15 protein-coding genes and 2 tRNA genes are annotated in these 18,126 nt (G+C 60.6%); 7 read left to right on the plus strand and 10 right to left on the minus strand.

All coding sequences use genetic code 11. The features are described 5' to 3' along the window. The first annotated feature begins 1 nt into the window (after position 1). Positions 2-77, plus strand: a tRNA-Lys gene (locus tag OKC27_RS12030). A 17-nt stretch (positions 78-94) separates the two neighbouring features. Next, a tRNA-Val gene (locus OKC27_RS12035) sits at positions 95-170 on the plus strand. A 393-nt stretch (positions 171-563) separates the two neighbouring features. Here the strand turns inward: OKC27_RS12035 and OKC27_RS12040 are convergent. Next, positions 564-1,877: a sodium-dependent transporter gene (locus tag OKC27_RS12040; protein ID WP_111807032.1), complete on the minus strand. Its 1,314-nt coding sequence runs from the start codon at positions 1,875-1,877 to the stop codon at positions 564-566. Positions 1,878-2,306: 429 nt separating this feature from the next. Between OKC27_RS12040 and OKC27_RS12045 the strand changes: the two genes are divergently transcribed. Continuing rightward, positions 2,307-3,026, plus strand: a complete 720-nt coding sequence (locus OKC27_RS12045; RefSeq protein ID WP_270806296.1) for a substrate-binding periplasmic protein — start codon at positions 2,307-2,309, stop codon at positions 3,024-3,026. 3 nt (positions 3,027-3,029) lie between these two features. Here OKC27_RS12045 and OKC27_RS12050 read toward each other — a convergent pair whose 3' ends face one another. Together OKC27_RS12050 and OKC27_RS12055 are read right to left on the minus strand one after the other, a co-directional pair. After that, the gene (locus OKC27_RS12050) at positions 3,030-4,343 is read right to left on the minus strand and encodes a sodium-dependent transporter (RefSeq protein WP_270806297.1); all 1,314 of its coding nucleotides are present in this window, start codon (positions 4,341-4,343) and stop codon (positions 3,030-3,032) included. Between the two features lie 211 nt (positions 4,344-4,554). After that, the gene (locus OKC27_RS12055; RefSeq protein WP_270806298.1) at positions 4,555-5,394 is read right to left on the minus strand and encodes an isopenicillin N synthase family dioxygenase; all 840 of its coding nucleotides are present in this window, start codon (positions 5,392-5,394) and stop codon (positions 4,555-4,557) included. A gap of 207 nt (positions 5,395-5,601) precedes the next feature. Here OKC27_RS12055 and OKC27_RS12060 point away from each other — a divergent pair, with 207 nt between their 5' ends. Further along, on the plus strand, positions 5,602-6,165 hold the full coding sequence (locus OKC27_RS12060) for a DUF2799 domain-containing protein (protein WP_270806299.1): 564 nt from the start codon (positions 5,602-5,604) through the stop codon (positions 6,163-6,165). Positions 6,166-6,216: 51 nt separating this feature from the next. On the opposite strand, the gene OKC27_RS12065 is transcribed toward OKC27_RS12060, so the two are convergent. Continuing rightward, entirely contained in the window at positions 6,217-7,035 is an 819-nt protein-coding gene (locus OKC27_RS12065) for a Cof-type HAD-IIB family hydrolase (protein WP_213392572.1), read from the minus strand. A 489-nt stretch (positions 7,036-7,524) separates the two neighbouring features. On the opposite strand from OKC27_RS12065, the gene OKC27_RS12070 reads away from it, so the two are divergent. After that, positions 7,525-8,001 carry an Lrp/AsnC family transcriptional regulator gene (locus OKC27_RS12070; protein ID WP_005304871.1) on the plus strand — a complete coding sequence of 159 codons (477 nt, stop codon included), beginning with the start codon at positions 7,525-7,527 and terminating at the stop codon, positions 7,999-8,001. Positions 8,002-8,204: 203 nt separating this feature from the next. Here the strand turns inward: OKC27_RS12070 and OKC27_RS12075 are convergent, their stop codons facing one another. Continuing rightward, the gene (locus tag OKC27_RS12075) at positions 8,205-8,522 is read right to left on the minus strand and encodes a hypothetical protein (protein ID WP_042062015.1); all 318 of its coding nucleotides are present in this window, start codon (positions 8,520-8,522) and stop codon (positions 8,205-8,207) included. 160 nt (positions 8,523-8,682) lie between these two features. Next, positions 8,683-8,910 carry a hypothetical protein gene (locus OKC27_RS12080; protein WP_270806300.1) on the minus strand — a complete coding sequence of 76 codons (228 nt, stop codon included), beginning with the start codon at positions 8,908-8,910 and terminating at the stop codon, positions 8,683-8,685. A gap of 210 nt (positions 8,911-9,120) precedes the next feature. Here OKC27_RS12080 and OKC27_RS12085 point away from each other — a divergent pair, with 210 nt between their 5' ends. Both OKC27_RS12085 and chrA read left to right on the plus strand, forming a co-directional pair. Continuing rightward, a complete protein-coding gene (locus OKC27_RS12085; protein WP_270806301.1) occupies positions 9,121-9,585 on the plus strand; it encodes a nucleotide triphosphate diphosphatase NUDT15 in 465 nt (154 codons plus the stop codon). 64 nt (positions 9,586-9,649) lie between these two features. Then, a complete protein-coding gene (chrA, locus tag OKC27_RS12090; protein WP_410487635.1) occupies positions 9,650-10,819 on the plus strand; it encodes a chromate efflux transporter in 1,170 nt (389 codons plus the stop codon). 73 nt (positions 10,820-10,892) lie between these two features. On the opposite strand, the gene msrB is transcribed toward chrA, so the two are convergent. From msrB to malQ, 4 genes are all read right to left on the minus strand, one after another. Next, on the minus strand, positions 10,893-11,279 hold the full coding sequence (gene msrB, locus OKC27_RS12095) for a peptide-methionine (R)-S-oxide reductase MsrB (protein ID WP_058052553.1): 387 nt from the start codon (positions 11,277-11,279) through the stop codon (positions 10,893-10,895). A 68-nt stretch (positions 11,280-11,347) separates the two neighbouring features. Next, positions 11,348-13,504 carry a glycogen debranching protein GlgX gene (gene glgX, locus OKC27_RS12100; protein ID WP_270806303.1) on the minus strand — a complete coding sequence of 719 codons (2,157 nt, stop codon included), beginning with the start codon at positions 13,502-13,504 and terminating at the stop codon, positions 11,348-11,350. After that, positions 13,504-15,681, minus strand: a complete 2,178-nt coding sequence (gene glgB, locus OKC27_RS12105; RefSeq protein ID WP_182938243.1) for a 1,4-alpha-glucan branching protein GlgB — start codon at positions 15,679-15,681, stop codon at positions 13,504-13,506. The genes glgX and glgB overlap by 1 nt, the downstream gene beginning before the upstream one ends. Before the next feature lie 82 nt (positions 15,682-15,763). Beyond that, positions 15,764-17,953 carry a 4-alpha-glucanotransferase gene (gene malQ, locus OKC27_RS12110; RefSeq protein ID WP_270806304.1) on the minus strand — a complete coding sequence of 730 codons (2,190 nt, stop codon included), beginning with the start codon at positions 17,951-17,953 and terminating at the stop codon, positions 15,764-15,766. Between the last annotated feature and the right edge of the window lie 173 nt (positions 17,954-18,126).

The raw sequence follows: 18,126 nt of genomic DNA on the forward strand, positions 1-18,126 counted from the left end.
TGGGTCGTTAGCTCAGTCGGTAGAGCAGTTGACTTTTAATCAATTGGTCGCTGGTTCGAATCCAGCACGACCCACCATCATTTCAAGAATCCCAGGTCGTTTAGCTCAGCTGGGAGAGCACCTCCCTTACAAGGAGGGGGTCACTGGTTCGATCCCAGTAACGACCACCATATTTGTAGTAAAAAGCGTAAGAAAAAGCTGAAATCTGTAGCAATGTTTCAGAGAAAAATCCCCACTCAGGTGGGGATTTTTTTTGCCCGCAATTCAGTACTTCAACATCTTCTGTTGCTGTCGTGACGAGCCGAACGCCAGCTCTTATCGTGCCACACCGCCACACTGCCACACTGCCACACTGCCACACTGCCACACTGCCACACTGCCACACTGCCACACCGCCACACCGCCACACCGCGCCTCCTCAACTCTGCTCTGCCGAGATTGCCCGACGGCCACCGATAGAACTCCTGTCCAGCGTGATGCTGACCATGTGAATGCCAGCAATAAAATAAACGTCAGCAATAAAAAGGGCAGGCCAAGGCCTGCCCGCAAGGGTGCGCAAGGGGTTACATGATCCCGCGGATCAGGATCCCGCTGATCAGCAGCGGCGCCACCACGCGCCAGCACCAGAGCAGTGCCAGACGCAGGGCGGGTGACAGGCCCGCAGGCAATATGGCATCACCCAGTCGCCAGCCCAGCAGCAGGGTCAGTACCAGCCCAAACAGCGGCATCATCAGATTGGAGGTGAGGTAGTCGAGCAGCTCGAAGATGGTTTTGCCAAACAGGGTCAGATCGCTCCATGGACCGAACGACAGGCTCACCGGAATGCCGGAGGCCATGATGAGCAGAGTCAGCACCCGGCAGGCGCCACGACGCGACCAACCCCACTCCTCGGTGGTGAAGCGCACCAGATGCTCCAGCATGGAGATGGAGGAGGAGAGCGCGGCGACCAGCAGCAGCAGGAAGAAGACCACACCCAGCCCCTGACCGAACGGCAGATGACTGAACACGGCGGGCATGGTCATAAAGGTGAGACCGGGGCCTGCAGTGGGATCGATGCCGGTAGAGGCCAGCGCCGGGAAGATCATCAAGCCCGCCAGCACCGAGATGATACTCGCCAGGGTGACGACCCAGACCCCGGAGCGCACCACCCCTTCGCTATTGGGCAGGTAGGCGCCATAGGTGGTGTGTACCCCAAGTCCGATGGAGAGGGAGAAGAAGGCCAGCCCCAGCGCATCCAGTACGCTCTGGCCGGTCAGCATGGAGAAGTCCGGCAGCAGCAGCTGGCGCACGCCCGCCATGGAGCCCGGCATGGAGAGGCCGACCCCCACCAGCAGCAACATCATGATGAACAGCGCGGGCATCATCCAGCGCAGCGCCCGCTCCACTCCCTTCTGAATGCCCCCCTGTACGAACCACCAGGTGAGACCTGCGAAGATCAGATGGGTCAGCGCTGGCCACCAGGGGTTGCTGACATAGCCGTTGAACAGGGCGGTCAGCGCACTTCCCTCGCTCAGGTTGAGCTTGCCTGCCATTGCCAGCGCGGCGTAGCCCACAGTCCAGCCACCGACCACGCTGTAGAAGCTGTAGATAAAGAAGCCGCAGAGGATCCCCATATACCCCATCCAGCGCCAGTTCGGCCCCACCAGCTTGCGGAAGGCGCCGAGCACCCCGCGCTGGCTATGGCTGCCGAGCAGGGTCTCCCCGACCTGCACCGCTACCCCCAGGGTGAAGCTGAACAGCAGAAACACCAGCAGGAAGGCGCCACCGCCATTGGTGGCGGTCACATAGGGAAACTTCCAGATGGCACCAAGGCCAATCGCGGTGCCTGCTGCGGCCAGCACATGACCAAGACGGGAAGACCACTGAACCTGGCTCATACAACCTCCGGGTAACACGACATCGAAGCAATACTCCTGAGTAGCAATAAACGACAGACAACAAAAAGGCCGCCCGAGGCGACCTTTGCAATGAACATTCAGAAAACTGTGCGTGCAGGGTCACCTCTCTTGCGAGCTAAAAAATCGACCAAACAGCACGAGGATGGAAGACATGGGGTGACAGCCTGAAAACGAGTGAGGGAACAGCCTAAACCATGGAAAGAATAATTGACACATAAAATCAAAATTTTTTTATGTGGGCAGCTATCACCACACTTCCACTGCGTACCACTCGATGGACAAGCCTGTCGCCGGGCTACATCTTTGCTACCCAGTGGCTATTTACTGGGCGATAATCGTCAAAGCTTCTTATGGAACTAGTGGCCACCACATGGTGCTGACGGGATAAAAAATATGACAGGATGTCGTATGAGATGGATGGTGTTGCCCTGGTTGCTGACCTGCCTGAGTGTGTCGGCGCAGCCCGGGCTCACGCTGCTCAGCCACGATTTACCCCCTTTTACCGAATACCGCGACGGCAAGCTCGACGGATTCGCCATTCGCCTGATCGATGAGGTGCAGCAGGAGCTTGGCACCCGTTATCCGGTGCGGATTTACCCGCTCAAGCGGGCGCTGGCGCTGGCGCGGGTCGAGCCCGGCTATGGCCTGTTCGTGGTTCAGCGACTCCCGGAGCGGGAGTCCCATTTCAAATGGGTGGGGCCACTTTTTATCAATCGGGTCTTTATCTATCAGGTACCCGGGAACCGTCACCCGCTGACCTCGCTGGCCCAACTGCGGGATCTGCCCAGAGTGGGCGTGGTATTGGGCAATGCGGATGATGTGCGGTTGACCCACGAAGGGTATACCAATCTGGTGCGCTACCAGACGGTCGCCGAGGCGATAGATCGGCTGATGCTGGGCAAGATCGATGCCTTGCCGATGGCGGAGCTGGTGATGGATGCCACCCTCGACAAGATGGGGCTATCCCGCCGCAGCGTGGCCAGCAGTGGCGTGCTGCTTCATCAGGCCGGTCTCTATATCGTCTTCTCCAAGGGGACGGATGATGCCGAGATCACCCGCTGGCAGCATGCCCTGGATGCCGTCAGAGCAGCACAGGGGCGGGCCGGTGGGCCCACCCGCGAAGAGTAACCGTCACACCAGACCGCGCACCAGGATCCCGCCGATCAGCAAGGGGGCAATCCAGCGCCAGCAGTTCATCAGCAGGTGATTCCAGTGGGCCGACAGCCCGTGCGGCAATGCCTTGCGTCCCAGCTTCCAGCCCAGCAGCAACGTCACCATCAGGCCGAACAGCGGCATCATCAGGTTGGAGGTGACAAAGTCCAGCAGCTCGAAGATGGTTTTGCCAAACAGGGTGGCGTGTTGCAGCGGGCCAAACGACAGGCTGACCGGAATGCCGTTGAGCATCACCACCGCCGTGATGGCGCTGCAGGCTGTGCGGCGTGACCAGCCCCAGGTTTCGCACAGGAAGCACTGCAAATGCTCCAGCAGCGAGATGGCCGAGGAGAGTGCTGCAAAGACCAGCAGGGCGAAGAAGATCACCTCAAGCACCTGACCGAACGGCAACAGCTGGAACACCGCCGGCATGGTCATAAAGGTGAGGCCGGGGCCGGCGGCCGGGTCGATACCGGTCGAGGCCAGTACCGGGAAGATCATCAGGCCCGCCAGTACCGCCACCATGCTGGCCAGCAGCACTACCCAGAGGCTGGAGCGACCGACCCCTTCGCTGGTCGGCAGATAGGCACCGTAGGTGGTGTGAATGCCAAGACCGATGGAGAGGGAGAAGAAGGCCAGCCCCATGGCATCGAGCACCCCGGACATCCCCAGCTTGCTGAAATCAGGCATCAGGAAGTGACGCACCCCCTCCATCGCATTGGGCAGGGTAAGGCCAAAGGCGACCAGCATCAGGATCATCAGGAACAGGGCGGGCATCATCCAGCGCAAGGTGCGTTCCACCCCTTTTTGAATGCCCCCTTGCACCACCATCCAGGTGAGGGCGGCAAACAGCAGGTGGGTGAGGATGGGCCAGACATCCCCGCTGACATAGTCATTGAAGCGGGCTGTGAGGGCCGCCGCATCACCATGGTTGAGATCGCCGGAGATGGCCATGCTGGTATAACCGAGCGTCCAGCCGCCCACCACGCTGTAGAAGCAGTAGATGAGCAGGGTAGAGATCACCCCCATTACCCCAACCCAGCGCCACTGTTTGCCGAGCAGCTCGGAGAAGGCACCCACTACCCCGCGGCGGCTCATGCTGCCGAGCAGGGTCTCCCCCATCAGTACCGCCACCCCCAGCGTGAAGCTGAACAGCAGAAAGACCAGCAGGAAGGCGCCGCCGCCGTTGACGGCGGTGACGTAGGGGAATTTCCAGATTACGCCTATACCGACAGCGGAACCCGCAGCGGCGAGGATGTAGCCGAGTCGGGATGACCATTGGGACTGCTTCATAAGAACTCCAATCGAGCGCCCCTTGTCGGGGGCAGAATGGCGCTCATGTTACGGAGGTCGCTGCGCAATCACTACGACGGTTATCAGGCACAAATGCGATTTATTGGCATGATTGGCTAATTTTATTCTGATTTTTTCCCAATCCTGCCACCAAATAAAAACCGGAGCACTATTGCTCCGGTTTGGCCTCTGACAACTGCTCGTCTGCTGGCTAGATCACCCCCAGCTCCCGCAGCCGCTCCATCAGATAGCTGTGGGCGGTATGGCGCTCGGAGAGCACCACATCCGGGCGCGGATGGAGGAACAGCGGCAGCGAGATGCGCGATTTGCTGGCACTGCCCCCGGTCGGGTTGATGACGCGGTGGGTGGTGGAGGGGTAGTAGCCGCGAGAGGCCTCCTGCAGCATGTCGCCGATGTTGATGATGAGGGTGCCAAAGTCGCACGGCACATCCATCCACTCGCCATCGGAACCCTTCACCTGCAGCCCTGGCTCGTTGGCAGCGGGCAGAATGGTGAGCAGGTTGATATCTTCGTGGGCTGCGGCGCGGATGGCGCCCGGCTCCTCGGTGCCATCGAACGGCGGGTAGTGCAGCACTCGCAGCAGGGTCTTCTGGCTATTGTCGATCATCGAGGAGAGGGAGCAGCTGTAGTGAGCGGCGATATCGTCCGGGGTGTACTGCTCGACCCAGCCCAGCAGCTCGGCGGCCAGACCGTTGGCGAGGCGGTAGTATTCCATCGCCTGCTCTTTCAGCTCGTCCGGCATCTGGCCCCAGGGGTAGAGGTGGAAGTACTCCTTGAGGTCTTTCTGGCTATGGCCCTTGGCCACCTCCGACACCGACGGCGGGAAGTAGCCATCCTGAGTCTCGCGGTTGAACAGGAAATCCTGCTTCTGCTCGCTCATGAAGAAGCGATACCAGTTGTCGTAGATGGACTGCACCAGCTCTTTCGGGATGGGGTGGTTGGTCAGCACGCCAAAGCCGGTGGTTCGCAGGGATTCGGTGAAGCGTTGGGCCGCATCGGGTGAGCGGTAATCGACGGTCAGGACTTTCATTGTTTTTGTTGCGCGCCAGTTAAAAGATGGCGCAGTTTACCTTGCGCCTGATAACAAGGAAAGCGGGTTGGCCGCCCCGCCTGGCACAGCCTCAAATAGTGACAAAAACATCAAAAAAACAGCCCAAATCCGCGCGGACGCACATCCCTTGTTATGGCCTTTTATCCTCTCTAGAATGCCGGTCACTGTCTTTTCCGGAGTCTGTTCATGTCCCCCAAAATCCTGTTGCTGACCCTGCCGGTATTGCTGGCGGGATGCAGCTCCCTGTCAGAAGACGAGTGCCGCACCATGAGCTGGTACAACCTGGGTTATCAGGATGGATCGGAGGGCAAAACCCGTCAGGCGACCCGCGATTATGTTTCGTCTTGCAGCGAGTATGGTCTCAGAGTGGATGAGGCCGAGTGGAAGCGGGGCTACGACAAGGGGCTGGAGCTTTATTGCATTCCCGAGCTGGCCTACAGCAAGGGCAAGGAGGGGCAGGAGTACCGCGGGGTGTGCCCCAACGATGCCAGCTTCCTCAAGCAGTATCAGCGCGGCTATGAAGAGTACCAGCTGGCCGCCCGCTTGCGGGAGATCAGCGAAGAGCTGGAGCGTACCGAGCGGGATATCGATGCGCTGGAGCGCAGCATCCGCAGCGAAACCAACACGGAACAACGCGACTATTATCGGTCCAAGCGCAACCGCGCCATTCGCCACTACGAGTCCCTGCGCTACGAATACAACCGTCTGCGTTACCCGGATCGGGTGATCCAGTTCTCCTTCGGCGGTTAATCCCTCTATTCATGGCCAGCCAGCGTGCTGGCCATGTTGCATCTTGTCAGATCAGGGCAGAACCCAGCGCTGCAATGCCAGTGCGATGCCATCCTCGTTGTGGTCGGCGGTGACCTGGTCGGCATGACTCTGGATCTGCGGGGCCGCATTGCCCATGGCGACCGCCAGCCCCACCTGTTCGAACATGCTGATGTCGTTGTTGTTGTCACCAAACGCCACCACCTGCTCCATCGCAATCCCTTCACTGGCCGCCCACTGGGCCAGCCGGTTGCCCTTGCTGCAACCCGGCTGCACCAGCTCCACCGCATAGGGGGCTGCCCAGTCACGGGTAAAGGGCATCTGCTCGACCACTTCGCCCATAAAGGCATGCAGGCGAGCCGGATCCTGATTGAACAACTCCAGCTTCCAGACCGGGTTGTCGAGCCAGCCAGCCAGCTCCTCGACCGGGTGGATCGCAATTTTGAGGTGCGCTGGCTGATTGGCTGACCAGCTGCGGATCCGGGTGACATGCTCCTCGCAGCCGATGTAGCCGATCCCCTCGCTCAGGTGGAACAGGGCCCCCATCTGCTGTGCCTCGACCGCGTCCAGCAGCTCGGCGAGCGGGGCAACCGCCAGCGGGTCGCCGCTGAGGATCCGGTCCTGCACCGGATCATAGAGATAGGCGCCGTTGCTGCAGATGAGAGGGGTATCGAGCGCCAGCTCATGGTGGAAGGGGCGCGCCGTCATGTAGTGGCGCCCCGTGACCAGCAGCACCTTGATGCCATGGGCGCGGGCTTGCGCCAGTGCCGCCCGGGTGGCAGACGAGATCTTGTGATCCCGGGTCAGCAGGGTGCCATCCATATCGAGCGCGATGGCCTTGTACTCACTCATAGCTCCTCCAGCGGTGTCGAGCAGTGCGGGGTGGCAGTGAGGCTAATACGTGCAGCCGTCATCCATGTCACCCCAACAGTCATGGGCAGATGGATAAAGTCCCAAAACTATCAATAGCATGCAAGGACCAAGCGCCATCGTGCCGTCAGGTTGTGATCGGGCGCGGAGTTATGGCAGGTGCATGGCAGATACCAAAAACAACAAAGCAGGCGCCGGGATGCCTGCTTTGTTGCCTTCGGGGAGGGGGTTCTCTCGTTCCAGTCCGTCATTTCCCGATAAGGTAAGACGGCTGATGGGGCTCTTGACCCGGTAAGGTCCTTCACCGCAGAGACCCGGTCAGGTATCTGCTTTGCCACCGGAAGATGTAACCATAGTATCCCTCCCGTGCCGGTGAGTGGTTGCAAAGTAACCACTTTTTTCGGTTGTTTTTGCAATAGTTCACCCTTAATCTAGGAAAAGTGGATTAGTCATTGCAACGAGGAAGGGTAAATGCTGAAACTTGATCGCATAGACAGACATATTCTCGAGCTGATGCAGGAAAATGGTCGCATCAGCAATCTGGAGCTGGCCGAGCTGGTAGGGCTTTCGCCGTCCCCCTGCTCCCGCCGGGTCAAGGCGCTGGAGGATGCCGGTCTCATCGACACCCACGTTACTCTGCTCAACGCCCGCCAGCTTGGTCTCACTCTCACCGCCTACATTCACATCTCCATGGACCGGCACACGCCGGAGCGGTTCGAGAATTTCGATCGCGCTATCAGTGAACTGCCGGAAGTACTGGAGTGTGACCTCATCACCGGTAACGATGCCGACTACCAGCTCAAGGTGGTGGTGCGCGACATGGAGCACTACCAGCACTTCCTGCTGGACAAGCTGACCCATATTCCGGGGGTGACCGGGGTGCGCTCCAGCTTCGTGCTGCGCCGCATCAAGCACAAGACGGCGCTGCCGCTCAACCATCTGGGGTGAGTCATCCTGCGCGGGATGGTGGTCGGTCTGACATATAACTGGCTGCCGCTTCTCTTTGCGGATTTGAGCCCGCGCAAACAGCTTGTACAAATGCCCATATAAACAGAAAGAGGAGGCCGGTGGCCTCCTCTTTCTGTTATGCGGTATTGGTTATTCGGTTCTGGATTACTTGTCGCTGTGACGGGGTATGGCGACTGCCGTAGTCAGACGCTGACCTGGCTGATGTCTTCCACCTGCAGCAGCCAGCCGGTCTGCTCTTGCTGCGGTTCGCCGCTGACCCGCAACCGCTCACCGGTCGGCACCCACTGCCCTTCGGGCAGGGAGACTAGCAGGCTCTCGCTGCCGTTGTCGAACAGCCAGCGATCTTCGCCCAGCGATTCAATCAGATAACCTTCCATCTCCACTCTGGACTCGGCTTGCCAGGATGGCGCAACGGAATCACGGCTCTCGATGAAATCCCCCTGAACACCAAAACTGGCTAGCCCCCACAGAATGGAGAGCCCGACGAGTGATGTCTGCATCTTGTCTCTCCTCTTTTTGGAACTGTGCTGTTGGAACTGTAGGGCCAGTATGGGAACAGAAAACTGAGCGCACCATGAACAAGGTGGCAAAGTGCAGGCGAGATCGCGAAAAAATCCGGCCAACTGGCCGGTTGTGTCATTTTATGGTGTCTGGATCACACTATTTGGCGGCTTCTTCTGCCATCCGTTCGGCTCTTGGCTTATTCGTCCACATGGCTACCCCGCGATGATCCTGGCAGATCCCCTCTGCCACGATGGCGCGAACCCGGGTGCCATCTTTGCATATGGCCTGCCAGGCGTCGGCATCATCGATGGTGAGCGAGTTGGGCGGCGGCGTGGTTTGGCAAGCCGTGAGCAGCAGGCTGCACAGGGGGAGCAATTTTGTCATGGCTAACTCATCGGGGTCTCGGGGCGATGGAGGGTTGGGAGGATAGGGATGGCCTCGCCATCCGGGCTTCGCTCCCCAGCTTCTGTGATTCACGGTTAATGGGCAAGGGGTCACTGACGGGCGTTGAAGCCGCTCAGCCGGGGCTTGCCCTGCGCCCTCCTTCGGCCTAAGGTGAGGCCGTTTTTACTGCCTCATTGAAGGAGCGTTTTCATGTCCACTCTCTATCCCCGCGTCGGTGTCGGCGTCATCCTGACCAATGCTCAGGGCCAGGTTCTGCTTGGCAAACGCAAGGGGAGCCACGCCCCCTACTGGTCGATCCCGGGCGGTCATCTTGAAGTGGGGGAGAGCTTCGAGTCGGCGGCAATCCGCGAGGTGGCCGAGGAGACGGGATTGCAGATCCACGGGCCCGAGGTGGTGGCGGTGACCAACAATCTGGAGACCTGGCGCGAGAGCGGGTTGCACTATATCTCGGTCACCTTGCTGGCACAGGCTGAGGGCGAGCCGCAACTGCTGGAGCCGGAAAAGTGCGAAGGGTGGGTCTGGTGCGATCCGCGCGAGTTGCCCGAGCCCCATTTCGACGCCAGCCGTCAGTCCATCGCTTGCTGGCTGGCGGGACGTTGCTACTTGCCGAGTGATGTGCCAATGGTGTCGGCTGAATCAATCAGACTGTCATAAAACGATCATCGTGCTGTCATAATATCTCCTCTCCATCGGGGGAAGAGGGATGAGGGAGAAGAGCGTGGGACAGGTATTTATTCAGTTTTTGTGGCTCGGATGCATCAGTTTTGGCGGCCCGGCTGCCCATATCGGCTTTTTCCAGCGCACCTTCGTCGAGCGGCTCGGCTGGCTGACGCAGGCCGAGTTTGCCCGGCTGCTGGCGCTGTGCCAATTGCTGCCGGGGCCCGCCTCCAGTCAGCTCGGCTTTGCCATCGGTCGCCATCGCGCCGGTCTGGGCGGGGCGCTTTGTGCCTTTATCGGCTTTACCTTGCCCTCCTTCCTGTTGCTGCTGGCGGCAGCCGTCGGAGTGGGCTTGCTGGGCAACAACCTCTGGCTCGATGCAGCCCTGCACGGCCTCAAGCTGCTGGCGCTTATTGTGGTGGCCGATGCGGTGCTCACCATGAGTCGCCAGTTCTGCGCCACGCCGCTGACCCAAGGGATCATGGTAGCGACCGCGGCCGCGCTCTGGTGGCAGCCCGGCTTGCTGACCCAGCTGCTGATGCTGGCGGGAGCGGCGCTGATCTGCGCTCGAAACCAGCAGGGGGCGAGTCGTTTGCATGCTACCGCCGAGCCGTCTTCAGCCACTATCCGTCATCCTCACAGGCCGACCCTGCTGCTGTTTGCCGCCCTCTTTATTGGCCTACCGCTGCTCGGCGGCCCTCTCGGCCCTCTCGGCACGCTTGGCCAGCTGATGGCCGACTTCTATCGCGCCGGTAGTCTGGTGTTTGGCGGTGGTCATGTGGTGCTGCCGTTGCTGCAAGAGAGCGTGGGCCACACCCTCAGCCAGCAGCAGTTTTTGACCGGTTACAGTCTGGCGCAACTGGTGCCGGGCCCCATGTTTACCCTCGCCACCTATCTCGGCGCCCAGCTGTTGCCCGAGATGCCGCTGATCGGGGCCCTGTCTGCGACCCTGGCGCTCTTTGCGCCCGGCTTTCTGTTGCTCTGGGCGGTGGGTCCCTGCTGGCAACAGTGGCTGACCCAACCCCGTCTGGCGGGGGCCGTCATTGGCATCAACGCCTCCGTGGTGGGCTTGTTGTTGGCGGCGCTCTATCAGCCGGTGTGGCAGAGCGCGGTGCTGGCACCGACCGATCTGGCGCTGGCGGCCATCGGCTTTTATCTGCTGCGGGTGGTGAAGTCGCCGGTGCCGGCCATCGCGGCCCTGTTGGTGATGGCCACCATCTTACTGGCGTGATGCCGGTGAAAGCCCGATAAAAAACGGCGCCTCCGTGATGGAGGCGCCGTTTTTATTGCGATGGGTCAGCCGCTTAAGCGTCGGGATCGAAATCCAGACTCAGGCTGTTGACGCAGTAGCGTTGGCCAGTCTCGGTTGGGCCGTCCGGGAAGACGTGGCCGAGGTGAGAGCCGCACTGGCGGCAGGTGATCTCCACCCGCTTCATGCCGTGGCTGCTGTCTTCGGTGTAGTTCACCGTCCCCTCGATGGCCTTGTCGAACGAAGGCCAGCCGCAGCCGGAATCAAACTTGGCGCCTGAGTGAAACAGCACGCTCTTGCAGCAAACGCAGAGGTAGTCACCGCTTTTGCGATTGTGGAGCAGGGCACCGCTGTAGGGTCGCTCGGTGCCCTTCTCCCAGCAGACGTGAAACTGCTCGGCGCTTAGCTTGCTGCGCCACTGTTCCGGGTTGTTACTGCTCATACCGACTCCTTGCCATCAATCACGGGGCCCAGCATAGCGGCTCCCTAAAGCTGACTCCAGTATGCCTGTTATGGTTTGCCCGCATTTGTGATCGAGGTGGCAGCCATGTCCGCACTGGATGCAGGGAGAAGCGCCTGCTGCGGTGGTTGGGCATCCTGCGCCGTGCTGGCCAGCGCCACCCGCTCCAGCAGCTTGAGGGAGTGGGCGCGACCGACCGCCACCTGCCGTTTGATATCATCGGGCAGGAACGGCAAGCCGTCGTTGGTGGCGGTGTCGATAGTCTGGATCCACTCCAGCCCTTCCCCCGGCGGCGGCAGGCGGAACTGGATATCGTAGTCGCTGGCGTTGAACAGCACGTACCAGCGCTCGCCGACACAGTTGATCATACCGATATCCATGGCAAATGCCTGACCCATGGGGGCGTGCCAATCCTGATCGGTGAGCTGGTGGCCATCCGGGTGATACCAGTTGACTTGATGGCAGTTGGGCGTCGCACCGTTCCAGCTGTCATCGCTCAACTGCAGATTGGAGAAGACGCAGGATTCGGCCCGCAGCGCCATCATCTGCTGGGTGAAGGCGAACAGCCGCTCGTCCTCCGGCCGCCACTGCCAGTTGACCCAGCTGATCTGGTTGTCCTGACAGTAGGCGTTGTTGTTGCCGAGCTGGCTGCGACCCATCTCGTCGCCGGCAAGGAAGTGGGGGGTGCCTTGTGACAGCAGCAGGGTGGCAATCAGATTGCGCTTCTGCTGCTGGCGCAGGCTGTTGACCCGCGGATCCAGAGTCGGCCCCTCTACCCCGTGGTTATAGGAGAGGTTGTTGCCGTGGCCGTCCCGATTGTCTTCACCGTTGGCCTGGTTGTGGCGCTGGTTGTAGGAGACCAGATCCTCCAGGGTGAAACCGTCGTGATAGCAGAGGTAGTTGACGCTGGTGTGGGGCGAGCGCCAGTTTTTCGGGAAGATATCCCGCGACCCCACCAGACGGGTGGCAAAGTCCCCCATCTTGCCCGCATCACCACGCCAGAAGGCGCGCACAGTATCGCGGTAGCGGTCGTTGATCTCCTGCCACTGGCTCGGGAACTGACCCAGCCGGTAGCCAAAGGGGCCGATATCCCAGGGTTCGGCGATCAGCTTGACCTGTGACAGCACAGGATCGGCCATCACCGCCTTGAAGAAGGCACCCATGGGCTCGAACTCGCCCGCTTCCCGCGCCAGTGTCACCGCCAGATCGAAACGGAAGCCGTCCACCTGCATCTCGGTGACCCAGTAGCGCAGGGCATCGAGCACCAGCCGCAGGGTGTTGGGGTGATCCAGATTGACGCTGTTGCCACAGCCGGTCACGTTGGCGTGACGGGTGTAATCGGGGCCGTGGGGGCCCGCTTCGAAGGCGTAGTAACCGGCGTTGTCAAAGCCCTTGAACGAGAGGGTGGGGCCGTCGAAGCCCGAGGCGGCGGTGTGGTTGTAGACCACATCCAGGATCACCTCGAGCCCGGCCCGGTGCAGCTCGCGCACCATGGTCTTGAACTCGATCACCGCCTCGTCCGGCTTGGTGCTGTAGCGCGGCTCTGGGGCGAAGAAGGCGATGGGGTTGTAGCCCCAGTAGTTGGTCAGTCCCAACTGCTCCAGTCGCGGTTCCGACATGAAGGCGGCCACCGGCATCAGCTGCACCGAGGTGACGCCGAGACTCTTGATGTGCTCGATGACCAGCGGGTGACTGATGCCAAGGTAGGTGCCCTGCAGCGCTTTGGGGATCCCCGGGTGTTGCTTGGTAAAGCCCTTGACGTGGGTCTCGTAGAGGATGGTGCGGGCCGGGCTGATCCCGGGCTTGCCAATTCCTTGCCAGTCAAAGCCGTCATCCACCACCACCGACTTGGCAATCATCCCGGCACTGTCCCCCTGATAGAGGGCCTCATCCCAGTAGGTGGGACGGCTGAGTGCCTTGGCGTAGGGGTCGATCAGCAGTTTTTGCGGATCGAACAGCATCCCCTCCTGCGGGGCGCCATAGACCCGATAGCCGTAGCGCTGACCCGCCTGCATGCCACGCACGTAGCCAAAGCGATATTGGCCACGGCGGCCGGGCAGCTCAAGTCGGGTTATCTCCTGCTCCTGTTCATCGAACAGGCAGAGCTCCACCTTGTCCGACTGGGGGGCCCAGACACAGAAGTGGCAACCGTTCTCGTCAAGGCGGGCCCCCAGCGGGTGGCCCACCCCTTTTTCCATTACAAGCATCAAGACTCCTGTTTGATGAACAAGGTCGCCAGCGGCGGCAGATCCAGCACTATGCTGTGCGCCATCCCCTGCCAGGGGGTCGGCTCGGCAGCGAACACCAGACCCACATCATAGTTGCTTCCCCAGTAATACTCGCTGTCGGTGTTGAGCACCACCCGATAGTGGCCCGCAGCAGGGACGCCGACCCGATACTCGAGACGAGGCACCGGGGTGAAGTTGCAAGCTACTACTATGGCCTGCTTGCCCTCTTTGTCCGCCCGCAGCCAGGCAAAGATGCTGTTGTCGGCATCGTTGTGATCGAGCCAGCGGAAGCCGGTCTGATCATAATCGGCCTGATACAAGGCAGGCTCATGACGGTAGAGATGGTTGAGGTCGTGGATCAACCGCTGCTGACCGGCATGCTTGGGATATTGCAGCAGATGCCACGGCAGCTGGGCATCGTGGTTCCACTCGTTGCTCTGGGCGATCTCGGTGCCCATGAAGTTGAGCTTCTTGCCCGGGTGAGCGTACATGAAGCCCATGTAGGCGCGCAGGTTGGCGGCTTGTTGCCACTCGTCACCGGGCATCTTGTAGAGCATGGAGTGCTTGCCGTGGACCACTTCGTCGTGAGAGAGCGACAGGATGAAGTTCTCGTCATAGTGATACACCATGGAGAAGGTCATGTCGTTGTGGTGGTAGCGACGGTGGATCGGTTCTTTCTGCATATAGGTGAGGGTGTCGTGCATCCAACCCATATTCCACTTGAAGCCAAAGCCGAGGCCGCCGAGGAAGGTCGGACGGGAGACACCGGCAAAGGCGGTGGACTCTTCGGCGATGGTCATGGCGTGAGGATACTTGCCGTAGACCTCTTCGTTGGTCCACTTCAACAGGCTGATCGCCTCATAGTTGTGGTTGCCGCCATCGACGTTCGGTACCCATTCGCCCTCGTTGCGCGAATAGTCCAGATAGAGCATGGAGGCGACCGCATCCACCCGCAGGCCGTCGATATGGAACTTGTCGAGCCAGAACAGGGCGCTCGCCACCAGGAACTGGCGCACGGTGTCGCGGCCGAAGTCATAGATGTAGGAGTTCCAGTCCGGGTGCCAGCCACGGCGCGGATCTTCATATTCGTAGAGCGGGGTGCCGTCAAAACGGGCCAGCCCGTGAGCATCGGACGGGAAGTGGGCTGGCACCCAGTCCAGAATGATGCCGATGCCGGCCTGGTGACACTGGTCGACGAAGTATTTGAAATCATCAGCCGTGCCGTAGCGGCTGGTGGGGGAGAACATGCCCACCGGCTGGTAGCCCCAGGAACCGCTAAAGGGGTGCTCGGAGACCGGCAGCAGCTCGATATGGGTGTAGGCCATCTCCTTGACGTAGGCGACCAGCTCCACCGCCAGTTCACGCCAGCTCAGGCTGTCGCCATTGGGGTGACGCTTCCAGGAGCCGACGTGCAGCTCATAGATGGAGAGCGGCTGCTCGCGCTTGTCGTTGTGCTGGCTGGCGATCCACTCGGCATCCTGCCACTGGTACTGGGCGTGGTCATAGACCACGGAGGCGAACGACGGATACTGCTCGCAGTAGAAGCCGACCGGGTCACTCTTGTGGGGCAGCCGATGACCAGCGGGATCTTTCAGTTCGAACTTGTAGCGATCCCCCGCCTTGAGGCCCGGCACAAACAGCACCCAGTGACCGCAGAGACTGCGCTGCATCGGGTGGCGACGGCCATCCCAGAAGTTGAAATCGCCGATCAGGCTCACGGCGGTGGCGCTCGGCGCATAGACAGCAAAGCGCACCCCTTCCACTTGTTGGCCGAGATGCTCCACGGTGCGCAGCTGGGCGCCAAGGGTGTGGTAGAGGTTTTCCGGCTGGGCGGTCAGTTCGGCCAGGCCTGCCCAGGCGGCATCCTGAAACTGATAGGGATCGATGACCTCGGTGGTGGCATCTTGGTAGCTGGCGAGCAGCTGATAGGGGAAGGGGTTTTTGCGGCGGGTGAAAACAGTTTCAAAAAGACCCGATTCATCGGTGGGCGCCAGGGTGGCAACAACCTTGCCCGACTTGAGATCCTTGACGCGAACTTCGAGGGCATCAGGCAACCAGGCGGTCAGTTTGAGGCCGGGCCCATCCGGATTGGCCTGCAGGCCTAAGTGAGAGAAGGGATCGGAACAGCGGGCAGCAACCAAACGTTCAACGAGCATCGAGATTTCCTTTCATGACAGAGCATCCACTCCGGCCGGGGCCGGAGTGGATTTAGGTGAGAGTGCTGTGAGAGACAGAGTCTCAACGACTGGCCTCATCACGGGCCTGGCTCATCTTGCCGGCCAGTGCCTTGAGTGCCTCATTGGCAAAAATATCTTCCAGATCGGCAGAGAGCTTGCGGCGCCAGTTGGGGTATTCGTAACTGGTGCCCGGTACGTTGACCGGCTTGTCCATCTCCAGCCAGTCTTCCAGCTGGGTACTGAACAGGGCGCAGCTGCCGCGGGACATGTGGATCTGCAGACCGTGATTGAGTTCGGTGTTCATGCCGACCCAGTTCACGTCATGGCTGATGTTGTCAGAGATGACCTTGTGGGCATGCAAGCTGTCGAGGATCCGCTGTTTCGCCTGGTGGCGATCAGCATACAGGGTCTTCAAGACATCTTCATCTGGATACAGACCCAGTTGACGGCCGAGCGCCAGATCGTCGCAGTGCCAGAATCCTTTCAGGGTTGGCATGTCGTGGGTGGTCAGGGCTGACATCGCCTGCTCGGTGTAGTGAGCCGGGGAGATAAAGCCGCCATCCGCCTTGGAGCGTTCGAAGAAGAACACCTTGTAGGAGTGAACGCCGTTCTCTTTCAGCGTCACGTCGATCCCTTCCGGCACGGTACCGAGATCCTCGCCGATCAGCAGGCACTGGTTGCGGTGGGATTCGAGCGCCAGAATGCCCAGCAGATCGTTGACCGGATAGTAGATGTAGGCGCCCTTGGCGGCTGACTCTCCGGGCGGTACCCACCACAGGCGCAGCAAGGCCATCACGTGGTCGATGCGCAGTGCGCCGCAGGAGCGCATGTTGGCACGGAACAGATCGACCATCGGCTGGTAGGCCGCTTCAAACAGCTTGTTCGGGTTCATCGGGGGCAGGCCCCAGTTCTGACCGAGCGGGCCGAGCACATCGGGCGGCGCGCCGACCGAGGCTTTCGGGCAGTAGAGATCCTGGTTGGCCCAGATCTCGGTGGAGCCTTCGGAGACACCCACCGCCAGATCCCGGTAGATCCCCATCACCATGCCGGAGGCCTTGGCGCGGGCATCGGCTTGCGCCAGTTGCTCATCTGCCAGGAACTGCAGATAGAGGTAGAAGTTGACATCTTGCGGGTGCTCGGCCATCCAGGCGGCAACGGCAGGATTGTGGTAATCGCGCAGCTCCTGCGGCCATACCGGCCAGCCCCAGGCGTTTTCGCCCTTGGCATAGAAGTGTGCTTGCAGGGCATCGAAGGCCGCTTGCTGTTGCAGGCTGTCGCCACCGGCGGCTACGAAGGCATCAAAGGCGGCCTGACGCTCGGCGCCAAGGCTCGCTTCGTCGAACACCTGACGCAGCATGCCGAGTTTGGTCTGGATCACGCCGGTGTAATCGACGTTCTCCTTGGCGCGCAGATCGGCCAGATGCTGCTGGAAGGCAGGGCTTGCCACTTCCGCTTTCAGGCGATCGTTCTGCTGGAATTCGGGCACCGCCTCCACGTTGATATAGGCCACGTTGAGCCAGCGACGGGAAGAGGGGCTGTAGGGACTGGCGCTCTCCGGATTGGCCGGATAGAGGGCGTGAATGGGGTTGAGGCCGACGAAGTGGGCACCCCAGGTGGCCGCTTTCTCGACCAGCTGGCCCAGATCGCTGAAATCACCGATGCCCCAGTTGTGGCGGCTGCGCAGGCAGTAGAGCTGCACGCTCGGGCCCCATACCTTGCGACCATCGGCAATCGGCGGCTGCTTGTAGCACGCTTTGGGCGCGACGATCAGGCGCATGGCGGCCAGCGGCTCGTCATTGCCCTCTTCCAGCAGCACCAGCTGGTGATAACCCAGCTCCGGGGCCATCTCCAGAGTGACGCGATAGGCCTGGCACTCCATCTCTTCAAATTCGGCCACGCCGACCAGCTCACCTTCGATGGGGGTGAATTGGCCGGACAGCACAGCACCCTGCTCCTGCTGGAGCTGCCAGGTGAGGGCATCGTTGACGAATTCGATGGGGAGGCGAACTTCAAGGATAACGGCGTCGCCGGTGCGAACCACCATCACAGGATCCAGCGCCCGCAGCCAGTGCTGGCGATGCTCCTCTTCCAGCTGCTGCACCAGTGCGGCCTCGTCATCGACGCGGTAGCCCATGGCGCCCAGCATGGCGGCCTTGCTCTCTTCGGATACCTGGGCCGGGTGGCCCCAGGCATCGACATACTCGCTGGCGATACCTTTTGCGGCAGCCAGCTGTTCAATCAGGGTGGTCATAGTTTGAGAATTCCCGCTGTGGATTCTATCTATACTATTTTGATTAATTTTTATGGGTGGTACTTGAACAGTGGCTCTTTGGCCATGCTAAACCGCGCACATTTTTACATATCTATCATCACGGTTGTGTGACCGAGTAGGCACTATTGTTGATATCTGCGCGATGCCACGTT

Origin of the sequence: Aeromonas sp. QDB62 (genome assembly GCF_027705695.1) — a bacterium.
Taxonomy (GTDB): domain Bacteria; phylum Pseudomonadota; class Gammaproteobacteria; order Enterobacterales; family Aeromonadaceae; genus Aeromonas; species Aeromonas allosaccharophila.